Genomic DNA, 23,336 nt, shown 5'->3' with positions numbered 1-23,336 from the left:
CTGGGATGGGCATCTTCGATTATCCCCAGCACTTTTTCACAGGCAACATGCTCACCACGGACCTCGTCGACGCACTGCTGGAGCCCATCGGCGAGGCATCGCCCTGCGGCGATGACCTGGAATACGACCCGGATTTCATCGCGCTCGAAGCTTCTGCGCAAGGCAAACCCGAGCAGCAGTTCGGCGACACCGTCATCCCCGCCGTCGAGCCCGAGTGGCCGCAGGTGGCCGAGGCGGCGCAGGCGCTGCTGCGGCGGACCAAGGACGTGCGCGTGGCGGTGCACCTGCTGCGCGCCAGCACCCGGCTGCAGGGCCTGGAAGGCTTCCTGTCGGGCATCCGCCTTCTCACCGGCCTGCTCGACACCCAGTGGGACCACGTCCATCCGATGCTGGATGCGGACGACGACAACGATCCCACCATGCGCCTGAATGCGCTGGCGCCGCTGGCCGACGATTTGCTGGTGGTACGTGACCTGTACGACGCCTGGGTGGGCACGGCGCGCAGCCTGGGCCGCATCCGCGTGCGCGACATCGCGATCGCGCGCGGCGTGCTGGAGAGCTCGGGCGGCGACGCGGGCTACTCCGCCTCGCAGGTGCAGGGCGGCCTCGAGGAGATCGTTCAGTCGCAGCCTGAAGTGGCCCAACGCATGGCCGGTGCCGCGCCCGCGATCAGCGGCCTGCGCCAGGTGCTCAACGACAGCAGCGGCCTGGGCGAGGCGGTGGACCTGTCGCGTCTGCGCGCCATCGGCCACATGCTCAACCAGGCCGCACAGAGCCTGGCCCCTGAGGCTGGCGCAGCGGACGCTGGCGACGCCGGCATCGGCGAAGGCCAGGTTGGCAGCGACACGGTCGAAAGTGCCGGCCGCTCCGCCGGTCCGACCCCCATCCGCGGCGAGATCCAGTCGCGCGCCGATGCCGTGCTGATGCTCGACAAGGTCATCGCCTACCTGCAGCGCACCGAGCCCGGCAACCCCGCACCGCTGCTCATCGAACGCGCCAAGAAGCTCATCGGCGTGAGCTTCTTGGACATCATCGCCAACCTGGCGCCCGACGCCATCAGCACCATCGAGCACGTGACGGGCGCAAGCGCCTCCAGCGACCAGTAAGCGCGCCGCGGCTCCCAGTCTTCACCCCCCTCCTCCAAGGAGCTTTCGCATGTCTTCCAAGAGCAGTCAGAAATTCATTGCCCGCAACCGCGCGCCGCGCGTGCAGATCGAGTACGACGTCGAGTTGTACGGCGCCGAGAAGAAGGTGCAGCTGCCCTTCGTCATGGGCGTGCTGGCCGACCTGTCGGGCAAGCCGGCCGATCCGCTGGCGCCGGTGGCCGAGCGCAAGTTCCTCGAGTTCGACGTCGACAACTTCGACGCCCGCATGAAGGCCATGAAGCCGCGCACCGCCTTCGCGGTCGAGAACACGCTCACCGGCGAGGGCGAGCTCAAGGTGGAACTCACCTTCGAGAACATGGAGGACTTCTCGCCTGGCGCCATCGCGCGCAAGGTGGACTCGCTCAACAAGCTGCTGGAAGCGCGCAACCAGCTGTCCAACCTGGTCACCTACATGGACGGCAAGGGCGGCGCCGAGGAACTGCTGGCCAAGGTGCTGGAAGACCCGGCCCTGCTGCAGTCGCTGGCCGCTGCCAAGAAGCCGGCCGAAGACAGCGCCGCCTGACACCCACCCGCCCCGGATCGAGGAGAACCCCATGGCAGAAGCACTTCAGCAGAATGCGCTGAAAGAGGTCGAGTACGCCGGCAGCGATTTCGCATCGCTGCTGCAGAAGGAATTCAAGCCCCGCAGCGACGAGGCCAAGAGCGCGGTCGAGACCGCCGTGCTCACGCTGGCGCAGCAGGCGCTGTCGAACACGGCGCTGATCGGCAAGGACGTCACGCAGTCGATCCAGGCCATGATCGCCGCCATCGACGCCAAGCTGACCGAGCAGATCAACAAGATCATCCACCACCCCGACTACCAGAAGCTCGAGAGTGCATGGCGCGGCCTGCACTACATGGTCAACAACACCGAGACCGACGAGAACCTGAAGATCCGCGTGATGGACGTCTCCAAGCAGGACCTGGCCAAGACGCTGAAGAAGTTCAAGGGCGCGGCCTGGGACCAGAGCCCGATGTTCAAGAAGGTCTACGAAGAGGAATACGGCCAGTTCGGCGGCGAGCCATTCGGCGCCATCGTGGGCGACTACCACTTCGACCACACGCCGCCCGACGTCGAACTGCTGGGCGAGATGGCCAAGATCGCGGCGGCCGCGCATGCGCCCTTCATCACCGGCGCCAACCCCAGCCTAATGCAGATGGGCAGCTGGCAGGAACTGGCCAACCCGCGCGACCTGACCAAGATCTTCAGCACGCCCGAGTACGCCGGCTGGCGCACGCTGCGCGAGTCGGACGACTCGCGCTACCTGGGCCTGTGCATGCCGCGCTTCCTGGCGCGCACGCCCTACGGCGCCAACACCAACCCGGTGGAAGAGTTCGACTTCGAGGAAGACACGGCCGGCGCCGACCACAACAAGTACGCCTGGGCCAACGCGGCCTATGCGATGGCCACAAACATCAACCGCTCGTACAAGGAATACGGCTGGGGCTCGCGCATCCGCGGCATCGAGTCGGGCGGCGCGGTGGAGAACCTGCCGCTGCACACCTTCCCCAGCGACGACGGTGGCGTGGACCAGAAGTGCCCCACCGAGATCGCCATCAGCGACCGCCGCGAGGCCGAGCTCTCGAAGGCAGGCCTGCTGTCGATGATCCATCGCAAGAACTCGGACTTCGCGGCCTTCATCGGCGCCCAGTCGCTGCACAAGCCGGCCGAGTACGACGACCCGGACGCCTCGGCCAACGCCAACCTGGCCGCTCGCCTGCCCTACCTCTTCGCCTGCAACCGCTTCGCGCACTACCTCAAGTGCATCGTGCGCGACAAGATCGGCGGCTTCAAGGAGAAGGACGACATGCAGCGCTGGCTGAACAACTGGATCATGAACTACGTGGACGGGGACCCGGCCAACTCCTCGGAGTCGACCAAGGCGCGCAAGCCTCTGTCCGCCGCCGAGGTGATCGTGGAAGAAGTCGAGGGCAACCCCGGCTACTACACCTCCAAGTTCTTCCTGCGGCCGCACTACCAGCTCGAAGGCCTGACGGTGTCGCTGCGGCTGGTGTCCAAGCTGCCTTCCGCCAAGGGCGGATGAGCCCCTCGCGTGCGCCTGCCCCGATCGTTTGAAAAAGGCGCACGCGCATCGTTCTCCAGACAGCCTTCCTCTCTTCGCATCGAAGGCAACTCCACTTCACTCACACACTGAAAGGCTCGAATCATGGCAATCGACATGTTCATCAAGATCGGCGACCTCACGGGCGAGTCGGTCGACAAGGTCCACAAGGGCAAGATCGACGTCCTCGCCTGGAGCTGGGGCCTGTCCCAGTCCGGCACCACCCACATGGGCGGCGGCGGCGGCTCGGGCAAGGTCAGCGTGCAGGACCTGTCGATCACCAAGTACGTGGACGCGTCCAGCCCTTCGCTGTTCAAGACCTGCTGCAACGGCACGCACCACAAGGACGCCCAGCTCATCGTCCGCAAGGCCGGTGGCAAGGGGCCGGTCGAGTACATCAAGATCACGATGACCGAAGTGCTGATCACGGCGGTCAGCACGGGCGGCAGTGGCGGCGAAGACCGCCTGACCGAGAACGTGACCCTGAACTTCGCCAAGGTGAAGGTCGAGTACACGCCGCAGAAGCCGGACGGCACGCCGGAGCCGGTCAAGGAAGCCGAGTGGGACATCGCCGAGAACGCGGAAGTGTGAGCCGGGGCCTGCGCCCGAGCACGAACGCCGGCGACCGCCGGCGTTTTTTTATGGCGCCTTCACGCCCGATGCAGGAACTCGGCGCGCCCTGCAAGCCAAAAACGACACCGACCGCTGCGGTCAGGCTGCGGGCATCAGCCGCGTCTCATCGTCGTGGCCTTCAGGCATGACCCACAGGGCGATGGCCGTGTAGTTGTCCTGCCCGGGCTTGGCCCGCGCAATGATCTGGGCATCGATCTGGTCGGTCCATTGCCGCGGGGTGCGCGAGGCCTGCAGGCTGCTGGCCAGACCTTCGTCGCCCAGCACCTCCCACACACCGTCGGAGCACAACAGCAGCGCATCGCCCGGTTCGAGCCGCATGCGCTCGGAGATGTCGATCTGCGGCGGCTCGGTGACCGAGCCCAGGGCCGACAGAAGCACGTTGCGCTGCGGATGCAGGCGGGCGCCCTCGTCATCGAGCATGCCGCCGGCCACCATCTGCTGCACCAGGCTGTGGTCGGTGGTGCGCGCCACCACCGCGCCGCCGCGGAACAGGTAGGCGCGGCTGTCGCCGCTGTGCGCCCACACCATGGCCTGCGCTTCCAGGTCGATGGCGGCCATCACCAGCGTCGTGCGCATGGCGGCGAGCTTGCCGCCTTCGGCCTGACGCTCCACGATGGCCTCGTTCGCACGCGCCACCAGCGCGCGCAACACGTCGGCATCGAGTCCTGGCTGCGTCGCAAAGCCGCCCAGCAGGCTGGCCCTCGCTGTGGCGGAGGCCACGTCGCCGCCGCCGTGGCCTCCGGCGCCGTCGGCCACCAGGCACAGCACATGGCGGTCGTTGTACCAGTGGCCGTAGACGTCTTCGTTGTAGTCACGCCCGCCGGGCCGGGTCAGGGTGACGATCTCAATTTCCACGCGCGCTCCTTGTCGCAGTTGTCCTCGGTCGCGGAGCCGCCCTCACGGCTTCGCGTCACCCTCGCCTGCCTGCTTGAGCCGGGCCATCTGGGCCTCGTAGGCCTCCAGGAAGGCTTTGCCGAACAGGCTGTGGAAGTCGTCCTCGGCCTCGGCGGCGATGGTGCCGTACAGGGCCGTGAACTGGTCCCAGAGCTTGGCCTTGCGGTTGGCCGCAAACAGGCTGTCCAGGGCCGAGCGCGCGGCGATCTTCTTCTCCAGCTCCTCGGGGCCGAAGCGGGCGATGAGCGCGGCCAGCGCCGCCCGCAGGCCAACCATCACGCCGAACTGGTGGGCGCGCAGGTCGTCGTAGGCGTCGCGCATGGCCGCCTCCGCCGGCATGAAGCCGCGCAGTTGCGGGCCCAGCAGATGGCCCAGCGCCACCTCGACGGTGGGCGAGAACTTGAGCGGGTTGTTGGCCTGGGCCGCGATCATGGTGACCTCGGCCCGCACTTCGCGCTTGAGCTCCTGGCGGGTGAGCAGCAGCTGCAGCGTGCCTTCGGTGGCGCTGCGCAGCATGACGCCGATGCGCTCCATCAGCGCGGGCGTGAGCTGCGTGGGCGGCTGGTGCATGCCGCCCAGGCCGTGCAGGAATGCGGCGAGGAGTTCGCCGGCGTCCCCGGTGGCGCCGACGGCCGCGCTTGCGGGTGCGGGCGTGGCCGGTGCGGACCGGTCAGCGGCCGGTGCGGCCACTGGCGCCTCGGTGGACACGGGCCAGGCCGGCGGCGGCGTGGCGGCAGGCATCGGGGCTGGCGCCGGTGGCGCGATGGCAGCCAGAGCAGGCGCAGGCGCAGGTGCCAGCAGATCGTCGAAGCCCCCACCCGCGGCCGGCGCCGGACCGAAGGGTTCATCGCCGAGCAGGTCGGCGAAGGGATCGGGCACGCCCGTCGGCGGGGACGCCAGCGCCGCAGGCGACTGGATGGGGCTCGCAGCGAAGGGCGTGGTCGCGGCGGCGGGCGGCGGCTCCGCGGCGGTGGCAGGCCGCGCGGCGGAGGCGCGGCCGATGCGGATCGGCTCGCCCGCGGCATCGGGAAAGGTGCCGCCGCCCGGGCCGGCTGGCGTGGCGGGCGCGACGGCCGCACGCGGCGGCGTGAAGCCGAACTGGCCGATGGGTGCATGGTCGCTGCGCGGCGGCTGGCTGGCCGACGCGGCCTGCTGGAAGGCCGCGAGCGGATCGGCGGCACCGCCGGCCGTGTTCGGTTGCCGCAGCGGGTCGGCCAGTGGCGACAGGGCCAGTGGATCGCCGCCCGACGGGGCGGGCCCGAGGCCGAAGAGGTCGTCGATGCGCTGCGAGTTGGCGGTGGGGTTGGAGGCCGCGGGCAGGCCGAGGTCGGAGAAGTCGTCCAGCGGGGCCGGGCCGGCCGGCGCCGCACCGAGCAGACCGGCGAACGGGTCGGCCGCCGAGGGCGCGGGCATGCGCGGCGCCAGGCCCATGGGATCGGCAAAGGCGTCGGGCAGCGGCACGGCGGGCGCGCTGGGCGGCGGTGCGGGCACCGGCCGGGCGAGCGGCGCAGCGGGCGCGAGGCCGGCCAGCAGATCGGCGAACGGATCGTCGCCGGCCGGCGCGGGCATTGCCGCGGCCACCTGGCCGAAGCCGGTGGGCAGATCCGCCGCGGCGACCGGGGGCGCGGCTGCGGCCACGCCCTGCACGGCCAGCTCGAAGCTGCCGATGACCAGGCGCTCCCCGCCGCGCAGGGGCGCCTCGTTGCCGGCCCCCAGTGGCACGCCATTGCATTGCATGGGGTTGCTGCCGCGGTCGACGATCACGTACTGCCCGCCGCGACAGAGCACCTGGGCATGCACGCGGGAGACGGTGCGATCCGGGTCGTCAAGGACCAGCGTGTTGGTGTCGGCCCGGCCGATGGTGCCGCCCTGTGGGCCGAAGCGGGCAGCCAGAGGACGACCCATCGGGGCACCCTGGCGGCCGACGACGACGATTTCGATCATGAAGAAGCTCTCCGCGCGACGACCGCCCGGCCGGATCGCCGGGCCCCTGCGAGCGAACCAGTATTCATGGCGTGCCGTGCCTTGGCAATCTTGCCGGAAGAGGTAGGCCGCCGGCTCGCGCGTTCAAGGCGCGAGCAGAAGCACCACGGCTTGGCTGGGCACGACGCGCACGCCCGGACAGTTGGTGCTGTTCTGCAGGCTCATGCTGGTGAGCCGGCTGGCCGGCATGCCGTTGAACAGCACCGTGAACGCGCCCGTCACATGCCGCGACGGTCCCATCACCGTGCCCGAGGCCACGCCCATGGCGACGCCCGCGTTGTCCCCATTGGTCATCGGCACCGTGGTGCCCAGGTTGTGGGCCGGCGTGCACATGATGAGGATCGTGGGGCAGTTGGGCACGGCCATCGGACCCATCGCGATGTTGGGATAAGGCACCGGCACCGGTCCCGCGGGCGAGGGGGTCAGGCACACGTCCGGGAAGCCCATGTCGGTGCCCATCATCTGACAGTTCGCGAACATGGCGGTCCTCAGCCGAAGTGGATCTGGGCACCGCGTGCCTTGACCAGCTTCTCGCCCTCCACCAGCGCATGCTCCGCATGGACCTGCAGCAGCTGGCTGGCATGGAGTTCGACGTGGCGGGCCTGCGTGCGGTCCAGGCCCTGCGTGGTGCGCATGTACTGCCCGGCATGGTGATGGGCGCGGTCGAACACGCTGCTCAGCGCCTGCCCGATGGCCTTGATGCTGGCGCCGAACACGTTCAGCCGCGCACCGGTGACCTGGGCCTGCTCGCAATCCAGCGCGACCTGTGGCGCCTGCATCCGCAGCGCCTCGCCGGCCTGCACGTCGATGGCACTGCCGCGCAGCGCGAGCGCGCCCGGGCTGCGCAGGGCCAGGTCCTGCGGGCCGGGCCGGGCCAGCACGCTCATCACCCAGGCGCAGCCGTCCTGGGACAGCACGGCCACGGTATCGCCCTGCTGCACCGCCACCAGGCAGCCGAGCGCGGCCCGCGCGGCTGTGGCCGGTGCATCGCCGAGCACGATCCGGCCGTCTTCATCGACGCTGTGCACCGTCGCCACCCGCCAGCCGGCCGACGGCAGGCCGCACGATGAGGAGGCGGGATGTGCGCGGCGACGGGAGGAACGCGTCGGCGCCGGGGGGACATGCACGGTGGTCATGGGAACTCCTAGTGAAATGCTCAGGCCGCGGTCCAGTTCTCTGCACGGGCGCGCACCGGGTCCGTTCCCAGGGCGCGCGCCGCATCGGTGAGCTGGGCCGCTTCCAGGTCGGTCGCATGCAGCACCGCGCGCAGGAGCACTGCGCCGCGCAGGTCGGCCGCACGCAGCACCGCGCCGCTGAAGTCGGCATAGGTGCAGTCGGCGTCGGCCAGCAGGGCGCCTTTGAGGACCGCCCCGGCGAAGTGGCATTGGTAGAGGTCGGCCCCGGCGAAGCGGGCGCCGGGCAGCGCCGCGCCGCCGAACAGCGACTGCCGTAGCCGCGCACCCGTGAAGACGACCTCGCGCCCGCGAGCCTGCGCAAACACGGCCATCGGGGCCTGGGCATCGGCGAAGTTGCAGCCGTCCAGCGTGCTGCCCTGGAAGTTGCACTGGCTCAGCTGCGCGCCCACGAAGGAGCATCCGCTCAGGTCGCACTGCGAGAACTGGCAGGACTCGAATCGCCCGCCGTCGAAGCGCTTGCCCGGCAACGGCGTGCGGAAGAAGCTGGCCCGCGTCATGGTGGCGCCCTGCCAGGTGAGCTGCGTCACATCGCAGCCCGCCACCACGGTGTGCAGCCAGCGCGTGCCGTCCGCATTGACGTCGACCAGGCTGCACTCCGACAGGGTGGTCGAGTCGAGCTCGCAGCCGTGCAGGCCCGCATGCTGCAGGCTGCAGCCCTGCAGCTTCGCCATGCCCAGCCAGGCCTGCGCCATCTGCGCATGCGAGAGATCGCATTCGTTGAAGGTGGCGGCATGGAGATTGGCGCCGCGAAGGTCCGCATGCACCAGGCTGCAGCGGTTGAACACGGCATGACGCAGGTTGGCCCCGGCAAGGGTGGCGCCGGCCAGATCGCAGTGGTCGAACACGGCCTCGCGGCCATCGCACTGGCGCAGGTCCGCGGCGGCCCACGATGAGGACGAGAACATGCCACCCGCCAGGTAGACGCCTTCGTAGCGCCCGCCCCGGAAATCCTGCCCATCGAAGGCTTCGCCCAGCCCCACGCCCAGCGCGAGGAGTTCCGCGCTCACCGTCATGCCAGTGCCTCCCGCTGCGCCGCGACGGCCTGCTGTTGCGCATCGAGCCGGGGCCAGGTGCGGCAGCGTTCCAGCAGGGCGCCGTCCAGGCGGGTGTCGCCGCTGAGCGCCACGCGCGACAGGTCCGCGCCGAAGAGGTTGGCCTGCCGCAGGTCGGCGGCCAGCAGGCTGGCGCGAGTGAGCACGGCATCGCGGGCATCGAGGCCGTGCAGCACCGCATGGCTGAGCCGGGCGCGTGTCATCAGGGCGGCCTGGACGTTGGCCCGACTGAGATCGGCGCGCCGAAGGTCGGTGCGGTGCAGACAGGCGCCGGCAAAGCGCGCGCCGGGGGCGATCAGCCCCACCGCGCTGCACTGGCCCCAGTTGGCCTCGCTCAAGTCGGCCTGCGCGGCCTGCATGCCGTCCAGCACGGTGCCGAGCGTGCACACCATGCCGCGCGCGCGGGCGCCGTTCATCCGCGCCTCCCGCAGGTCGCAGGTGATGAAGTTCGCCCCCGCGAGCTGCGCCCCCGAGAGATCCACGCCGCGCAGATCGCATTCGATGAAGGTCGCGCCCTGCAGGTCGGCCTGGGCCAGCACCAGCGCACGCAGATCGAGCTTGTGGAAGGTACCGCCGGGAAAGGCGCACCCCGTCCAGTCGGCGGCGCCCCAGATGCTGTCGTGCAGGGTGGCACCGGTCAGCTTTGCATGGCGCAGGCTGGACTGTGCGAGCTGGCTGCGCACCAGCGTGGCCCCTTCGAGGTTGGACTGGTCGAACACCGCGCCGGCGAGAACGGCGCCGCCGAGGTTCGCCGCCGTGAAATCCGCCCCCACCGCAATGCAGCCGCGCAGGTCCGCATGGGCCAGCACCGCACCGACGAATCGGCAGCCCGACACGTTGGCACCGCGCAGGCTCACGCTCTCCAGCCAGGCCGCGGTGAAGTCGAAGCCGCGCAGGTCCAGCTCGGACAGGTCCACGCCGGTCAGGTCGATCCAGGGCAGGGTGCGCAGGCCGAGCGCGATGATCTGTTCGATCTCCAGCCGGCGCTGCCGGCCCGCATCGCCCGTCAGCGGCAGCGCTGGCGCCTGCAGATGGGCGGACTGCCAGTACGCCACCCGTTGCGCGTCTTCCTGCAGGCGCAGCTTGCTCAGCAGCGCGGCCGGCGCCAGCGGCAGCGCCGCGCCCTGCGCCTGGAGCTGGGCCAGATGACGCTCGGCAGAGTAGTCGGGCGGCCCACGCTGGATCAGATCGGCAGTGCGCACGCCCAGCAGGTCTTCGCTGTCCATGATCTTCTCGAGCTGCGTCGCCAGCTCGTCGACCACCGCCCAATGCTCCTTCTCGGCCTGCGCCTGCTTGGCCTTGAGGTAGGCCGGCAACTCCGAAGGCGTGGGCGCAGCCTCCCGCTGCGGCATCTTCAGGCCGAGCGCATCGGGGTCGCGGCCCGCCTCGATGGCCCGCTCCCGCGCCAGGCCCACGTCGATGCTGGCCCGGCGCAGCTGCGCCTCGGCATGCAGGCCCTCCATCTGGAAAGCGGCGCCGGCCTCGTCGAAGTCCGCGTCGACCCCCGCCCAGTCCGCCGGCAGCAGGACGCTCTCGTCGAGGCTCTCGATGCCGCCGAAGCGCGGGTCGAGGCGACGCTCCAGCACCTGCGCGTAATGCTCGTCGGCGCGGCCTTCGTCCAGGCGTTCGAGTGCGCCCAGCAGGTGCGCGATGTCCGAGGCATCGTCCTCCTCCACCTGCAGGAGGCCGTGCCACACCAGCACCAAGCGCTCCACCTCGGGCAGGAACCACACGGTCGTCAGCCGCATCGGCACCTCGCGCAGCGTCGCCTCGCCGTGCGCGCCGGCCGCATGCTGGGCGAATACGCGGGCGCGCAGTCGCGGCAGCGTGCCCTGCAACACCGTGCCGGCCGGATGAAGGTTCTCCAGCAGATAAGGCTCATCGCCGCGCAGCGGCCCGGGCAGCCACTGGTCGCGCGGCGCCATGTTGAAGTGCGACCAGTCCAGGTCCGGCGCGAAGCCGGGCGCATGCTGGCGCAGGTACTGCTCGTCGTAGGTGCCCCGCAGTGCCGCGCGCTGGGGATGCATCGGCCCGAGCGCACCGAAGCCTGCCGGCACGGCGGCGTCAGTCGGCGTGCCCACCCGCGAGTGGGGCAACTCCAGCCGCGGCAGCCAGTGCACGCCATCGACGGGCATGCGCCCCACGCCCGCCGGATTGGCCGGGAAGTCTGCCCCTCCGTAGGCCTGGGCCCAGTCCAGGGGAACGGGCTCGAAGGCACCGCCGGTGCGCACGGTGTTGTCGACCCAGAAGCGCGGGGCGAAGGCCAGCACCTGCTTGCTGACGCCCCCCAACGTGACGCTGGCTGCCACGCCGGGCACGTGGGCGGGCGCATGCACCCGGCCCGACACCAGGAACTCCGGCGTGAGCTTGGCCATGCCTTCGTCGACCAGCCCGCCCTCGATGTGGGCCTGCACGAGCTTCCACAGCGTCTGCTCATGCAGCCCGTCGGGATGACCCATGCGCACGGCCATCAGCGCGCTCACCGCGCAGCCGGATCGGCCGCGGAACTCGAAGCTGCGCTGCATCAGCGACAGCGCGGAAGGCTTGTGGACCTGCATGGAAGACGGCGGCGATCAGACGGGCGGCAGGCCCTTGGACAGCAGATCGATGCCCTCGGCCGCGCCCTCCTGGAAACCCTTCATCGCGGCATCGGCGATCGGCGTCACGGCGGCGTCCACCACCCCGGCCGCGGCGACGCCCGTGGCGGCCACGCCCAGCGCGGCGCCGGCGATCGCCACCCCCGTGCCCACCATCTCCTTGGTGTGCTCCTCGCTGGCGCGCTGCTGGGCCCGGCTGGACAGCCGCGTGAGCTTGCCCGCCAGGTCGGGATTGAGGGCCTGCATCTCCTTCGCGGCCTCGGCCAGCTTCTTGGCCGCGTTCTCGTAGGCGTCGGACGCCCGGCTGACGCCCGAGTTGAGGTCCTTGACGCCCAGGGCGATCTGCAGGAGGGGCGCGATCACGTTGATGCCCTTGACCAGCGCCAGCATCGCGCCCGCCCCGCCGCTGCCCGCACCGGCCTTGAGGGTGTGCAGCACCGCGTCGTCGACCTTGAGCATCAGCTGCTTGAGGCCAAGGCCGGCGATGCTCTCGGACTTGAGGCCCAGCACCCCCTGCGAGACCATGCCGATGTTGTTCTTGCTCTCCATGCCCAGGATGGTCTTGCTGAACATGCCGAGCGTCGCGTCCTTCTGCGGCCCCAGCGACGTCACGTTGACCTTCATGCCGGTCACCGTGGTGTCCGCCAGGCCCGACATGAACAGGCTGGTGCCGGCCACCACGTCCATGCTGGTGGCCGCGCCCTGCAGCACCTTGGGCGCAAAGCTCTGCAGCGAGCCGGTGGCCGTGATCTTGTGGTCGCCCACGGTGGAATCGGTGCGACCGGCCTGACCGGCGATGGTGATCGCCCCCGTGCTGGCGATCTTGAAGGAGTTCGCGGCGGTGGCGTTGAGCTCCACGTGGCCCGCGTTGAGCGTGAACTTGGCCGTGTTCACCGTCGTGGAGGTGGACGCCGTGAGCACATAGTTCAGCGGCGTGGTCCAGGTCACGTCGCCCTGCACGGTGGTGGCCTGGCCGGCGCTGCCGATGAAGTTGACCTGCCCCAGATCGATGTAGTTGGTCTGGGTCAGGCGGACCGTGTTGGTCTGGTTCTTCTTGACCTCGTTGGTCTGGTCCTTGACGACCAGCGTCTTCTCGTTGCCCTCGACCGTCGAGGTCCGGTCGTTGTGGACCATCAGGGACTGGTCGTGTCCGACGCTGGTGGAGTCGTCGGCCTCCACCGAGGTCGACATGTTGCGCTCGGCATGGATGTTCACCAGCTCGGCGCCCTTCTTGTCCTCGAACATGATCTCGTTGTAGTTCGAGGGCCCGCCGCCGGGCGTGGAGCGCGTCTTGAAGCCGCTCTGCGTGGCGCTGGGATAGGGGATGGGCTGGTCGTCGTTGTAGACGCGGCCCATGATCAGCGGCCGGTCGGGGTCGCCGTTGAGGAAGTCGACCACCACTTCCTGCCCGATGCGCGGCGCGAAGTAGCCGCCCCAGCCCTTGCCGGCCCAGGGCTGCGACACGCGGATCCAGCAGGTGGACTTCTCGTCGCTCTTGTCGTAGCGGTCCCAATGGAAGTGCACCTTGACGCGGCCGAAGGGATCGACGTCGTGCTCCTTGCCCGCGGCGCCCACCACGAGGGCCGACTGCGGCCCGGGCATGCGCACCCGCGGCGTGAGCCGCGGCGGCTTGAAAGTGGTGTCGGCGGGCAGTGCCGTCAGCAGGAACAGGCCCGCGCCACGCCGGCCGGTGTGCAGCAGCGGCTCCTCGGCCACCAGGCGGCCCACCGCGTCGAGCACCTGGGCGTTGACGGCATCGTCGGCCAGCAGCGCGGTCAGCAGACGCCCGGCCGCACCGTCGCGCGGCTCGGCGTCCATGCCTTCGTAGCCGGGATGCATCAGCACCATCGTGCAGCCCGCGATCAGGTAGGCACCGTCGCGCGTGCCGTCGGGATCGCCGCTGAAGTCGAAGCAGCGGCCCACCGCCACGTCGGGCCAGGCCGTCAGCGCCCAGTGCTGGCGGCGCTCGGACACCATCTGGTCGATGCGCGCGCCGAGCTTGAGGTTGAGCGCACCGTTCTCGAAGTAGCCGCCCGGGAACTCGAACACCTCCAGGTCGCTCAGCTCGTGCTCGCCCGAGGCGTCGGCGTCGGACTTGAGCACGGTGCGGATCTTCTTGAAGTCGCTGTCGCGCGAGGCATAGCGGCCGCTGGTGAACGACCGTGCATCGCACCAGCGCAGGATCTCGTCGAAGCGCTCCTCGCCGCCGCCGGTGGCCATCGGCAGCTCGCCCACGACCGGCAGCTTGTCGTGCGCATTGCCGGCGCCATCGGCCAGCAGCATGGTGCCCGGCGCGTCGTGGGCATCGAACCAGTAGTAGATGCCCTCGTCCTCCAGCAGGCGCGAGACGAAGGCGTAGTCGCTTTCCTCGAACTGCACGCAATACGTGCGCGGCTTGTGCTCGCCCACCACGCCGCTGGGCTTGGTCTTCTTGAAGCGCTTGATGGCGCTGTCCTCGAAGGTGGCGTCCATCACGTCCAGCACGCTCTTGTCCTGGTGGATGCGGGCGTTGATGCGCTTTGTCAGCAGCCAGAACCAGGAGCGCAGGGTGATGCGGTACTCGAAGTAGCGCCCCACCGCGCCCAGGCGCGCGAAGCGCACCGCATGGCCCTGGCAGTGGCGCTCGTGCATGTTGCCGTCGGCGTCCAGGAACTCGACCACCACGTCGAAGGCATGACCCAGCACATCGGCCGCATCCAGGTCGTTGGCCTTGGACAGCACCGACAGCTCGTAGGCCGCCGGCCGGCTCAGGCCTTCGTGGCCGACGATGCCCCAGAACATGAGCTCGCTGTTGACGGGCGAGTCGCTTTCGATGCGGAATTCCTGTGTGGCCATGAAATCGGACTCGTGAAGGTCAGCGGCGGCGCGCGGCGACCAGCCAGCCCAGTACCGGGCGGGCGCTCTCTTCGCGCAGGTGCACGGATTCGAAGACCACGGGCTCCAGCCCGGCGGACTCCAGATCCCGACGCACGGCCGCGGCATCGTGGCTGTAGCGCCCGTGGGGATTGAGCACGAAGCCCTCGACGCCGGCGCCCTGCGGATGCAGGGCGGCATCGATGGCCTCCAGCGTGAACATCAGCCAGCCGCCGGGGCGCAGCATGGGTTGCGCCGCCTCGAACACCGGCGCGAGCCGGCCGAAGTAGCACAGCGTGTCGGCCGAGACGATCAGGTCGCGGCTCTCTGCTTCGCTTTGCTGCAGGAAGGCGGTCAGCTCGGCCTTGACCAGCCGGTGATAGACCTGTCGCGGCTCGGCCTTGGCCAGCATGCCCGCCGACAGGTCCACGCCCTCGAGATGGCGCGCATAGGGCGCCAGCAACGGGCCGCACAGTCCGGTGCCACAGCCGGCGTCGAGGACGTCCAGCGCCGCCCGGGGCTCGCCCAGGCAGGCCGCCACCTGGTCGGCGACCAGCTCGGGCGCACGGTAGTGCAGCGTGGCCAGCTTGGCATCGAAGCTGCTGGCGAATTCGTCGAACACCTTCTCGACATAGCCGTCGGCCGCACGCCCGGGCACATCGACGCCGCTGCACGCCGCCAGATGGTGGCGCGCCTGCACGTTGTCCGGCTCGTCCTTGAGCCAGTCGCGGTAGACGGCAGCCGCCTCCTCCAGGCGTCCAAGGTGGTACAGCGCCAGACCCAGCAGATGGCGGCTTCGCGCGTGACGCGGCGCGTGCAGAAGCGCCTGCCAGAACATCTGCAGGCCCTCGGGAGCCCGGCCGACCGCCATGTAGAGCGACGCACAGTTCGTGTAGGCATCGGCGTAGTCCGGCACCAGCGCCACGGCGCGCAGATAGGCGCGCTCGGCCTCCTCGTGCCGGCCCTGCTCGTGCAGCAGCACGCCCAGATTGTTGAGAAACGGGGCATGGTCGGGCCGCAGCGCCAGCGCCTGCGCATAGGCTTCGGCCGCCTCGTCCAGCTGCCCCGCATCGAGCAGCACATTGCCCAGGTTGCTGTGCCAGTCGGGCATGCCCGCGTCCATGGCCAGCGATTCGCGCATCAGGGCGAGCGCTTCGTCGGCCCGACCGCGCTGGTACGTGAGCATGCCCAGGAAGTGCAGCACGTTGGCATCGCGCACGCCGCGGGCGAGCAGTTCGCGGTAGATCCGCTCGGCATCGTCCAGGTGGCCTGCGCGGTGCAGGCCCAGCGCCATGCGCATGGCCTCGGCCGGATGCACGCGCACCGTGTTGCCGCGCCGGCCGCCTCGGCGCGGCGTTGCGGCAGCGGACGTGATCTTGACGGCCATCTTGGTGCGCAGGGGGCGAAGGAAGTGGGAAGGGGTCGCAGCCTCAACGGCTCCACGACTTGTTGGTGCCGTCGCACCACGTCATGGTGTACTTGCGGTTGCCCGCGCCGCTGCCGCCGGAGTGCGAACCCAGGCCCCAGACGGTCATGGCCACGCCTTCCCACGAATACCACACGGTCACGTTGTTGGCCTTCTGGGTGTCGTGCAGACACAGGATGCCGTGCACCAGCTCGGGAGAGCCACCGGTGGGGCCGTTCAGGCGCAGATGCTCGATGCGCCGCTTGTAGGGCTCGGCCGGCGTGTCCTTCTCGCACAGGGTCATGAAGGTCTGGTTGGGCTTGAGCAGCCCCTTCACCAGGCCCGGCTGCCAGGTATAGATCGGCCGGTCGACCGCGGGCGCCTTGGGCATGTGGGTGGTGCACAGACCGTCGCGAAAGGCCTTCTTCGAACACTTGGGATAGCTGCAGGTGGTCATGGGTCTTTTCTCCAGGTTTCGATGTCAGAACTGGTAGGTGAAGTTGCCGTTGTCGACGCCCACGCGGACGCGCTCGATCGGCTTGCCTTCCATCATTCGCGTGAGGAACTCGCGGCTGATGTCCGGCAGCATGGTGTTGGTGAGGATGGCGTCGATCATCCGGCCGCCCGATTCGCTCTCGGTGCAGCGGCTGACCACCAGCTTGACGACGTCGTCGCCCACCTCGAACGGGATCTTGTAGCGCGCCTCGACCCGCTTCTTGATGCGGCCCAGCTGCAGCCGCACGATGCTGCCCAGCATCTCGTCCGACAGCGGGTAGTAGGGAATGGTCACCAGCCGGCCCAGCAGCGCGGGCGGGAAGACCTTGAGCAGCGGCTCGCGCAGGGCCTTGGCCATCGACTCGGGGTCGGGCATCAGCTCGGGGTCGCGGCACATGCTGGCGATCAGGTCGGTGCCGGCGTTGGTGGTCAGCAGGATCAGCGTGTTCTTGAAATCGATGGTGCGGCCTTCGCCGTCTTCCATGAAGCCCTTGTCGAAGACCTGGAAGAACAGCTCGTGCACGTCGCTGTGCGCCTTCTCCACCTCGTCGAGCAGCACCACGCTGTAGGGCTTGCGGCGCACGGCCTCGGTCAGCACGCCACCCTCGCCATAGCCCACGTAGCCGGGGGGCGCGCCCTTGAGCGAGCTGACGGTGTGCGCCTCCTGGTATTCGCTCATGTTGATGACGATGAGGTTCTGCTCGCCGCCGTACAGCGCCTCGGCCAGGGCCAGGGCGGTCTCGGTCTTGCCCACGCCCGAGGTGCCCGCCAGCATGAACACGCCGATGGGCTTGCTGGGGTTGTCCAGGCCGGCGCGGCTGGTCTGGATGCGCTTGGCGATCATCTCCATCGCGTGGTCCTGGCCGATCACGCGCTGGCCCAGCAGCAGCGGCAGCTTGAGCACGGTGTCGATCTCGTTGCGCTGCATGCGGCCGACGGGGATGCCGGTCCAGTCGCCCACCACGGCGGCGACGGCCTGATAGTCCACCGTGGGCAGGATCAGCGGCGACTCGCCCTGCAGCGTGGTGAGTTCGGCCTGCAGCGCGCGCAGGCGCACCAGCATGGCCTCGCGGTCCTCGCCGCCTTCCCCCGCGCGTGAGGGGTCTTCGCTCCCTCCCCCACTGGGGGAGGGTTGGGGTGGGGGCTCGCCGCCCTCCGCCACCGCCAGCCGCTGGCTCACCGGCAACACCGCCGCGCTCGCCCTCTTCGGCGCCTGCGTCGCGGCGGCCATCTCACGCCGGGTCTGCGCCACCGGCGCGCCCCCACGCGCCTCGTGCAGCCATTTCCACAGCGTCAAATAGCCGCTGAACTCGCTCTTCTCGTCGTCGAACTTGGCATGGGCCTGGTCGGCCTGCTGCTGGGCTTCGAGCGGCCGGTCGCGCACGTCCTGCACGCTCATGGCCGAGGCGATGACCAGCACCTCCTGCAGCGCACCGCGCGTGCGGCCCTCCAGAATCATGCGGCCCACCCGCGGGTCCAGCGGTAGCCGGGCCAGTTCGCGGCCGATGTCGGTCAGCTCGTTGGCATCGTCCACCGCGCCCAGTTCGCCCAGCAGCTGGTAGCCATCGGCCACGGCCCGGCCGCTCGGCGCTTCCAGGAAGGGGAAGGCCGTTACGTCGCCGAGATGCAGCGACTTCATCCTGAGGATCACGCCCGCGAGCGATGAGCGCAGGATCTCGGGGTCGGTGAAGCGCGGCCGGCTGGCGAAGTCCTTCTCGTCGTAGAGCCGGATGCAGATGCCGTTGGCCACCCGGCCGCAGCGGCCGGCGCGCTGGTTGGCCGCCGCCTGACTGACCGGCTCGACCAGCAACTGCTCGACTTTGCTGCGGAAGGAATAGCGCTTGACCCGCGCCGTGCCCGCATCGATCACATAGCGGATGCCCGGCACCGTCAGCGAGGTCTCGGCCACGTTGGTGGCCAGCACGATGCGCCGGCCAGTGTGGCCCTCGAAGATGCGGTCCTGCTCGGCCTGCGACAGGCGCGAGAACAGCGGCAGCACCTCGGCCGCGCGCATCACCGGCTGATGGGACAGGTGCTTGCGCAGATGGTCCGCCGCCTCGCGGATCTCGCGCTCGCCAGGCAGAAACACCAGGATGTCGCCCGCGGCGTTGCCTTGCCACAGCTCGTCCACGCCGTCGGCGATGGCGTCGTTCAGGTCGTACTCGCGCGATTCCTCGAAGGGCCGCCAGCGCATCTCCACCGGGAAAGTGCGGCCCGAGACATAGATGACCGGCGCCGGCCCGTTGCGGCTCTCGAAGTGCTTCGCAAAGCGCTCCGCATCGATGGTGGCCGAGGTGACGATCACCTTCAGATCCGGCCGCCGCGGCAGGATCTCGCGCAGGTAGCCCAGCAGGAAGTCGATGTTCAGCGAGCGCTCGTGGGCCTCGTCGATGATCAGCGTGTCGTAGGCCTTGAGCAGCGGGTCGGTCTGCGTCTCCGCCAGCAGGATGCCGTCGGTCATCAGCTTGACCGAGGCGTCGCGGCTCAACCGGTCCTGGAAGCGGACCTTGTAGCCCACCACCTCGCCCAGCGGCGTCTTCAGTTCCTCGGCGATGCGCTTGGCCACGGAGCTGGCAGCGATCCGCCGCGGTTGGGTGTGGCCGATCAGTCGGCCGCGGCCCTCGGGTGCGTTGAGCTTGCCGCGGCCCAGCGCCAGGGCGATCTTGGGCAGCTGGGTGGTCTTGCCCGAGCCGGTCTCTCCACACACGATGACCACCTGGTGGGCCTGGATGGCGGCGGCGATCTCGTCGCGCTTGGCGGATACGGGAAGGGAATCGGGAAAGTCGATCTGGAGCGGCACCGGCCGAGTATCGCAGCACACGGGTTCACATGTTTCCGTGTAGACTCGACCGACACCCGCCGCCGCGCCAAACGCTGCGCCCAGTTTGCGAGGAAGCCCATGGCCAACCTGACCATCAACGTCGACGACCAGCTCATCAAGGCCGCCCGCGTTCGCGCCATCCAGCAGGGCACGTCGCTGAGCGCCAAGGTGCGGGAGTTCCTGCAGCAGTACGTCAACGAGGCCGAGGCCAGCCGCCAGATGTTGCGCGACGCTGCCACGGCCCGGCTGATGGCGGCCATCGACGCCGCCGCCAGCGAGGCGCAGCCGGCCGCGCAGCCACACAGCAGCAGCCTGCGCGATGAGCTGTACGACGGCGACTTCCGGGCAAGGGCCCGCTCCGCCGACTGACGCTTCGCCCGTGCCCCTCGCCTTCTTCGACACCAACGTGCTGGTGTACTGCGTCGATCCGCGCTCGCCGACCAAGCAGGCCGCAGCGCGCGAGCTCGTCGCCCGCCACGCGGCCGCCGCCGAGGGCGTGCTGAGCACGCAGGTGCTCATCGAGCTCTACAGCGTGCTCACCCACAAGCACCGCATCGCGGCCGACACGGTGCGCGCCCTGCTCGACGGCTACAGCGCCTGGCAGGTGGTCGACACCGACCTGCGCCTGGTGCAGTCGGCGCTCGATACCGCCCAGGCCCACGGCCTCTCGATCTTCGACGCCATGGTGGTCGAGGCCGCGCAACGCAGCGGCGCCGTCACGCTCTACACCGAAGATCTGCAGCATGGCCGACGATTTGGCGACCTGACGCTGGTCGACCCCTTCCGCGCTGCCGCCTGAACGGGCGGCTCGCGTCCTTCCTTCCGCTTCCACCTTCCACAGTCCTGCTCCGCGCATGTCCGCCGTCTTCAACTTCACCTTCGTGCCCTGGTTCCGGTCGGTGGCGCCCTACATCCACACGCACCGGGGCAAGACCTTCGTGGTCGGCATCGCAGGCGAGGCCATCGCGGCCGGCAAGCTGCCGTCCATCGCGCAGGACCTAGCGCTGATCCAGTCCATGGGCGTCAAGGTCGTGCTGGTGCACGGCTTCCGGCCGCAGGTCAACGAGCAGCTGCGGGCCAAGGGGCACGAGGCGCGCTATTCGCACGGCATGCGCATCACCGACGAGGTGGCGCTGGACTGCGCGCAGGAGGCCGCCGGCCAGCTGCGCTACGAGATCGAAGCGGCTTTCAGCCAGGGTCTGCCCAACACGCCCATGGCGGGCTCGACGGTGCGCATCCTCTCGGGCAACTTCATCACGGCGCGGCCGGTGGGCGTCGTCGACGGCGTCGACTTCCAGCATTCCGGTCTGGTGCGCAAGGTGGACGCCACCGGCATCCGCCGCGCGCTGGACGGCGGCAGCATGGTGCTGCTCTCGCCCTTCGGCTTCTCGCCCACGGGCGAGGCCTTCAACCTGGCGATGGAAGAAGTGGCGACCAGCGTCGCCGTGTCGATCCAGGCCGACAAGCTGATCTTCCTGACCGAAGTGCCCGGCATCGCCATGGACCCGAGCCAGCCCGTGAGCGAAGACAACCCCATCGACACCGAGCTGCCCCTGGACGTGGCCCGCAAGTGGCTCGCCCAGCTCTCGCCACCGCAGCAGCCGACCGACACCGCCTTCTACCTTCAGCATTGCGTCAAGGCCTGCGAGGGCGGTGTGGAGCGCAACCACATCCTGCCCTTCGCCGTCGACGGCTCGCTGCTGCTGGAGATCTATGTGCACGACGGCATCGGCACGATGGTGATCGACGAGAAGCTCGAATCGGTGCGTGAGGCCGGCGTGGACGACATCGGCGGCATCCTGCAGCTGATCGAGCCCTTCGAGCGCGACGGCACGCTGGTCAAGCGCAGCCGCACCGAAATCGAGCGCGACATCCACCAGTACACGGTGGTGGAGCACGACGGCGTGATCTTCGGCTGCGCGGCGCTCTACCCCTACCCCGAGGCACGCACCGCCGAGATGGCGGCCCTCACCGTCTCGCCCCAGTCACAGGGCCAGGGCGACGGCGAGAAGCTGCTCAAGCGCATCGAGCACCGCGCGCGCGCCATCGGCCTGGACAGCATCTTCGTGCTGACCACCCGGACGATGCACTGGTTCATCAAGCGCGGCTTCCAGCCCGTGAGCCCGGACTGGCTGCCCGAGGCGCGCAAGAAGAAATACAACTGGGACCGCAAGAGCCAGGTCCTGGTCAAGAAGCTGGGCTGAAGCAGCCTTGCCAAGAAGAAAGGCGCGTCCATCGGGCGCGCCTTTTTCATGGGATGGTCAGGCCGCGTCGTCGGCTACGACATCCGCGGCTGCCCGTTGGACGCCGTCAGGCCACCATCCACCGGAACCAGCGCACCATTGACGAAGCTGGCGTCATCGCTGGCCAGGAAGGCGACCACCGAGGCCACCTCCGCCGGATCGGCGCCGCGGCCGAGCGGAATGCGGTCCTTGAAGCGCTCCATGGTCTCGGGGTCGCCCTGCATGTCCGCGGTCATGGGCGTAAAGGTGAGGCTGGGGCAGACGGCATTCACCCGCACCCCGCGGCTGCCATGGTCCAGTGCCATGGCGCGGGTCAGGTTGACCACCGCGCCCTTGGACGCGTTGTAGGCCACCAGGCCCCAGTCGCCGCCCAGGCCCGACACCGAGGCCGTGTTGACGATGCAGCCGCGGCTGCGCTCCAGGTGCAGCATCGCGGCCTTGGCGCCGTTGAACACGCCACCGGCGTTCACCGCCAGCGTGCGATGGAAGTCCTCGGCCGAGGCATCGGTCGCATCGCCCTCGGGTGCGATACCGGCGTTGTTGACCAGCACATGCAGTTCGCCGAAGCGCTCGATGGTGGCCTCGATCAGGGCACTGACCTGGCCCAGATCGGCCACGTCGACCTCATGCACCAGCGTGCGCTCGTCGGGCAGATCGGCCGCGACCTTGTCGAGCTTCTCGGCATGGTCCCCGGCCAGCACGACATGGGCGCCCTCTGCGGAGAAGCGTCGGGCGATAGCCTCGCCGATGCCCGAGCCGGCGCCGGTGACGATGACCACACGGCCATGGAAACGGTCGCGCCCTTGGGCGGAAGAGAGTTGGAGTGCGGAAGTCATGGGCAGCATGAAGGCATGCGCGCAGGCGGCACGACGTCGGAAAAGCGCGCATCGAAGCCGTCCAGTGCGACGCACGTGCGGTGGCCGTATATAGGCGCTTCGACAAGCTCAGCGCGAACGGGGGTAATGACCAGCCCGCCGATACCGAGGTGCATAGCCGGCCCGTCCGCCGATACCGAAGTGGATGGCTGATCAGGTGATCCAAGAACCGTTCGGGCTGAGCTTGTCGAAGCCCCGCCCCATCGCTTCGAACACCGCGACGCCCCCGCTCAGCCCGCCATGCCCAGCCCACGCAGCAGCAGCAAGGTCGCCGTCCCCACCACGACAGGTCCGGTGACGCCACGCCGCCACCAGAACCAGGCGACCGACACGGCCACGGCCAGCCAGCGCGGGTCATGCCAGCCCGTGGCGACGGCGGCACCGGCCGAGCCGCGCAGCACCTCCGGCACGACCACGGCCATCAGCGCCGCCAGCGGTGCATGCCGCAGACCCGACGCCAGCCATCCTGGCAGGCGCGGCTCCCGGCGCGGCAGCAGGAACACGCCGCGCGTGAGCACGGTCACCCCCGCCAGCGCGAGGATGGCGATCCACAGATGCAGATCGGTCATGGCGTGGCGATGCGCGGGCGGCGTTCCGCCCAGTGGCCGGCCGCCATGGCGACGGCAATGGCTGCGATCACCTGCAGACCAAAGGGCCAGCCCTGTCCCATCCAGCCGATGGTGCCGGCCACCGCGGCCACCAGCCAGCTGGGCCGGTCCGCGATCATGGGCATCGCCAGGCCCAGCAGCGCGAGCACGCCGATGAAGCGCAGGTCCCAGTCCGGCGGAATGGCGTCGGCGAGGAAGATGCCCGCCAGCGAGGCCACCTGCCACGCCGCCCAGTTGAACAGCGCAAGGCCCAGGAAGTACGCCAGCTGGTCGGGCGAGCGCCGCGGGTAGCGCTGCATGAAGCGCACGTACACCGGATCGCCCGCCAGATAGGCCAGCCCCAGCCGCTGCGGCCGGGGCAGCAGGCCGAAGTAACGCCGCCAGTGCGCACTGAACACCACGAAGCGCACGTTGAGCATCAGCGCCGTCAGCACGATCACCCACAGCGGCGCGCCCGCCAGGATCATCGGCAG

Annotated in this window: 20 protein-coding genes and 1 pseudogene; 7 read left to right on the top strand and 14 right to left on the bottom strand. The window is 69.6% G+C overall.

The annotated features are described in order from the left end of the window. The first annotated feature begins 47 nt into the window (after window positions 1–47). The 4 genes from tssA (at window position 48) to QZ772_RS13510 (ending at window position 3,799) form a co-directional block, all read left to right on the top strand. On the top strand, window positions 48–1,106 hold the full coding sequence (gene tssA, locus QZ772_RS13525) for a type VI secretion system protein TssA (RefSeq protein ID WP_295527068.1): 1,059 nt from the start codon (window positions 48–50) through the stop codon (window positions 1,104–1,106). Window positions 1,107–1,155: 49 nt separating this feature from the next. Next, the gene (gene tssB / locus QZ772_RS13520) at window positions 1,156–1,668 is read left to right on the top strand and encodes a type VI secretion system contractile sheath small subunit (RefSeq protein WP_295527065.1); all 513 of its coding nucleotides are present in this window, start codon (window positions 1,156–1,158) and stop codon (window positions 1,666–1,668) included. A gap of 31 nt (window positions 1,669–1,699) precedes the next feature. Further along, entirely contained in the window at window positions 1,700–3,190 is a 1,491-nt protein-coding gene (gene tssC / locus QZ772_RS13515; protein WP_295527062.1) for a type VI secretion system contractile sheath large subunit, read from the top strand. Between the two features lie 123 nt (window positions 3,191–3,313). Further along, entirely contained in the window at window positions 3,314–3,799 is a 486-nt protein-coding gene (locus QZ772_RS13510) for a type VI secretion system tube protein Hcp (protein WP_295527059.1), read from the top strand. A gap of 120 nt (window positions 3,800–3,919) precedes the next feature. On the opposite strand, the gene QZ772_RS13505 is transcribed toward QZ772_RS13510, so the two are convergent. From QZ772_RS13505 to hrpA, 11 genes and pseudogenes are all read right to left on the bottom strand, one after another. Further along, window positions 3,920–4,696, bottom strand: a complete 777-nt coding sequence (locus QZ772_RS13505) for a protein phosphatase 2C domain-containing protein (protein ID WP_295527056.1) — start codon at window positions 4,694–4,696, stop codon at window positions 3,920–3,922. A gap of 42 nt (window positions 4,697–4,738) precedes the next feature. Next, window positions 4,739–6,679 carry a type VI secretion system-associated FHA domain protein TagH gene (gene tagH / locus QZ772_RS13500; protein WP_295527053.1) on the bottom strand — a complete coding sequence of 647 codons (1,941 nt, stop codon included), beginning with the start codon at window positions 6,677–6,679 and terminating at the stop codon, window positions 4,739–4,741. A 123-nt stretch (window positions 6,680–6,802) separates the two neighbouring features. Beyond that, window positions 6,803–7,198: a DUF4150 domain-containing protein gene (locus QZ772_RS13495; protein ID WP_295527051.1), complete on the bottom strand. Its 396-nt coding sequence runs from the start codon at window positions 7,196–7,198 to the stop codon at window positions 6,803–6,805. Between the two features lie 8 nt (window positions 7,199–7,206). Then, the gene (locus QZ772_RS13490; RefSeq protein WP_295527049.1) at window positions 7,207–7,854 is read right to left on the bottom strand and encodes a DUF3540 domain-containing protein; all 648 of its coding nucleotides are present in this window, start codon (window positions 7,852–7,854) and stop codon (window positions 7,207–7,209) included. Window positions 7,855–7,874: 20 nt separating this feature from the next. After that, on the bottom strand, window positions 7,875–8,927 hold the full coding sequence (locus QZ772_RS13485) for a pentapeptide repeat-containing protein (protein WP_295527047.1): 1,053 nt from the start codon (window positions 8,925–8,927) through the stop codon (window positions 7,875–7,877). Then, window positions 8,924–11,524, bottom strand: a complete 2,601-nt coding sequence (locus QZ772_RS13480) for a DUF2169 domain-containing protein (protein ID WP_295527044.1) — start codon at window positions 11,522–11,524, stop codon at window positions 8,924–8,926. Before QZ772_RS13480 ends, QZ772_RS13485 begins: the two co-directional genes overlap by 4 nt. A gap of 15 nt (window positions 11,525–11,539) precedes the next feature. Further along, window positions 11,540–14,398 carry a type VI secretion system Vgr family protein gene (tssI, locus tag QZ772_RS13475; protein WP_295527042.1) on the bottom strand — a complete coding sequence of 953 codons (2,859 nt, stop codon included), beginning with the start codon at window positions 14,396–14,398 and terminating at the stop codon, window positions 11,540–11,542. Window positions 14,399–14,417: 19 nt separating this feature from the next. Then, the gene (locus QZ772_RS13470; protein ID WP_295527040.1) at window positions 14,418–15,803 is read right to left on the bottom strand and encodes a tetratricopeptide repeat protein; all 1,386 of its coding nucleotides are present in this window, start codon (window positions 15,801–15,803) and stop codon (window positions 14,418–14,420) included. Between the two features lie 43 nt (window positions 15,804–15,846). Next, a complete protein-coding gene (locus tag QZ772_RS13465) occupies window positions 15,847–16,278 on the bottom strand; it encodes a hypothetical protein (RefSeq protein ID WP_295527038.1) in 432 nt (143 codons plus the stop codon). 24 nt (window positions 16,279–16,302) lie between these two features. Continuing rightward, window positions 16,303–17,160, bottom strand: a complete 858-nt coding sequence (locus QZ772_RS13460; protein WP_295527103.1) for an AAA family ATPase — start codon at window positions 17,158–17,160, stop codon at window positions 16,303–16,305. A 324-nt stretch (window positions 17,161–17,484) separates the two neighbouring features. Further along, window positions 17,485–19,137: pseudogene (gene hrpA / locus QZ772_RS13455) on the bottom strand (ATP-dependent RNA helicase HrpA); the annotation flags it as partial. A 78-nt stretch (window positions 19,138–19,215) separates the two neighbouring features. Between hrpA and QZ772_RS13450 the strand changes: the two are divergent. Genes QZ772_RS13450 through argA form a run of 3 tightly spaced genes read left to right on the top strand, consistent with a single transcriptional unit; the run spans window position 19,216 to window position 21,341 of the window. Further along, window positions 19,216–19,506, top strand: coding sequence for a DUF6364 family protein (locus tag QZ772_RS13450; protein ID WP_295527035.1), 291 nt, complete (start codon window positions 19,216–19,218; stop codon window positions 19,504–19,506). A 10-nt stretch (window positions 19,507–19,516) separates the two neighbouring features. Further along, window positions 19,517–19,936: a PIN domain-containing protein gene (locus QZ772_RS13445; protein WP_295527033.1), complete on the top strand. Its 420-nt coding sequence runs from the start codon at window positions 19,517–19,519 to the stop codon at window positions 19,934–19,936. A 55-nt stretch (window positions 19,937–19,991) separates the two neighbouring features. After that, window positions 19,992–21,341, top strand: coding sequence for an amino-acid N-acetyltransferase (gene argA, locus QZ772_RS13440; protein WP_295527031.1), 1,350 nt, complete (start codon window positions 19,992–19,994; stop codon window positions 21,339–21,341). A gap of 74 nt (window positions 21,342–21,415) precedes the next feature. Here argA and QZ772_RS13435 read toward each other — a convergent pair whose 3' ends face one another. The 3 genes from QZ772_RS13435 to QZ772_RS13425 all read right to left on the bottom strand — a co-directional run. Beyond that, window positions 21,416–22,216, bottom strand: a complete 801-nt coding sequence (locus tag QZ772_RS13435) for an SDR family NAD(P)-dependent oxidoreductase (RefSeq protein ID WP_295527028.1) — start codon at window positions 22,214–22,216, stop codon at window positions 21,416–21,418. 269 nt (window positions 22,217–22,485) lie between these two features. Next, window positions 22,486–22,824, bottom strand: a complete 339-nt coding sequence (locus QZ772_RS13430) for an AzlD domain-containing protein (RefSeq protein WP_295527025.1) — start codon at window positions 22,822–22,824, stop codon at window positions 22,486–22,488. Next, window positions 22,821–23,336, bottom strand: a 516-nt coding sequence (locus QZ772_RS13425) for an AzlC family ABC transporter permease (protein WP_295527022.1), incomplete at its 5' end; no start/stop codon positions are given. The genes QZ772_RS13425 and QZ772_RS13430, both read right to left, overlap by 4 nt.

Source organism: uncultured Pseudacidovorax sp. (assembly GCF_913773995.1).
GTDB lineage: Bacteria > Pseudomonadota > Gammaproteobacteria > Burkholderiales > Burkholderiaceae_C > Xenophilus.
Note: the sequence above shows the minus strand (reverse complement) of the source record. Positions and strands in the feature narration are given on the sequence as shown.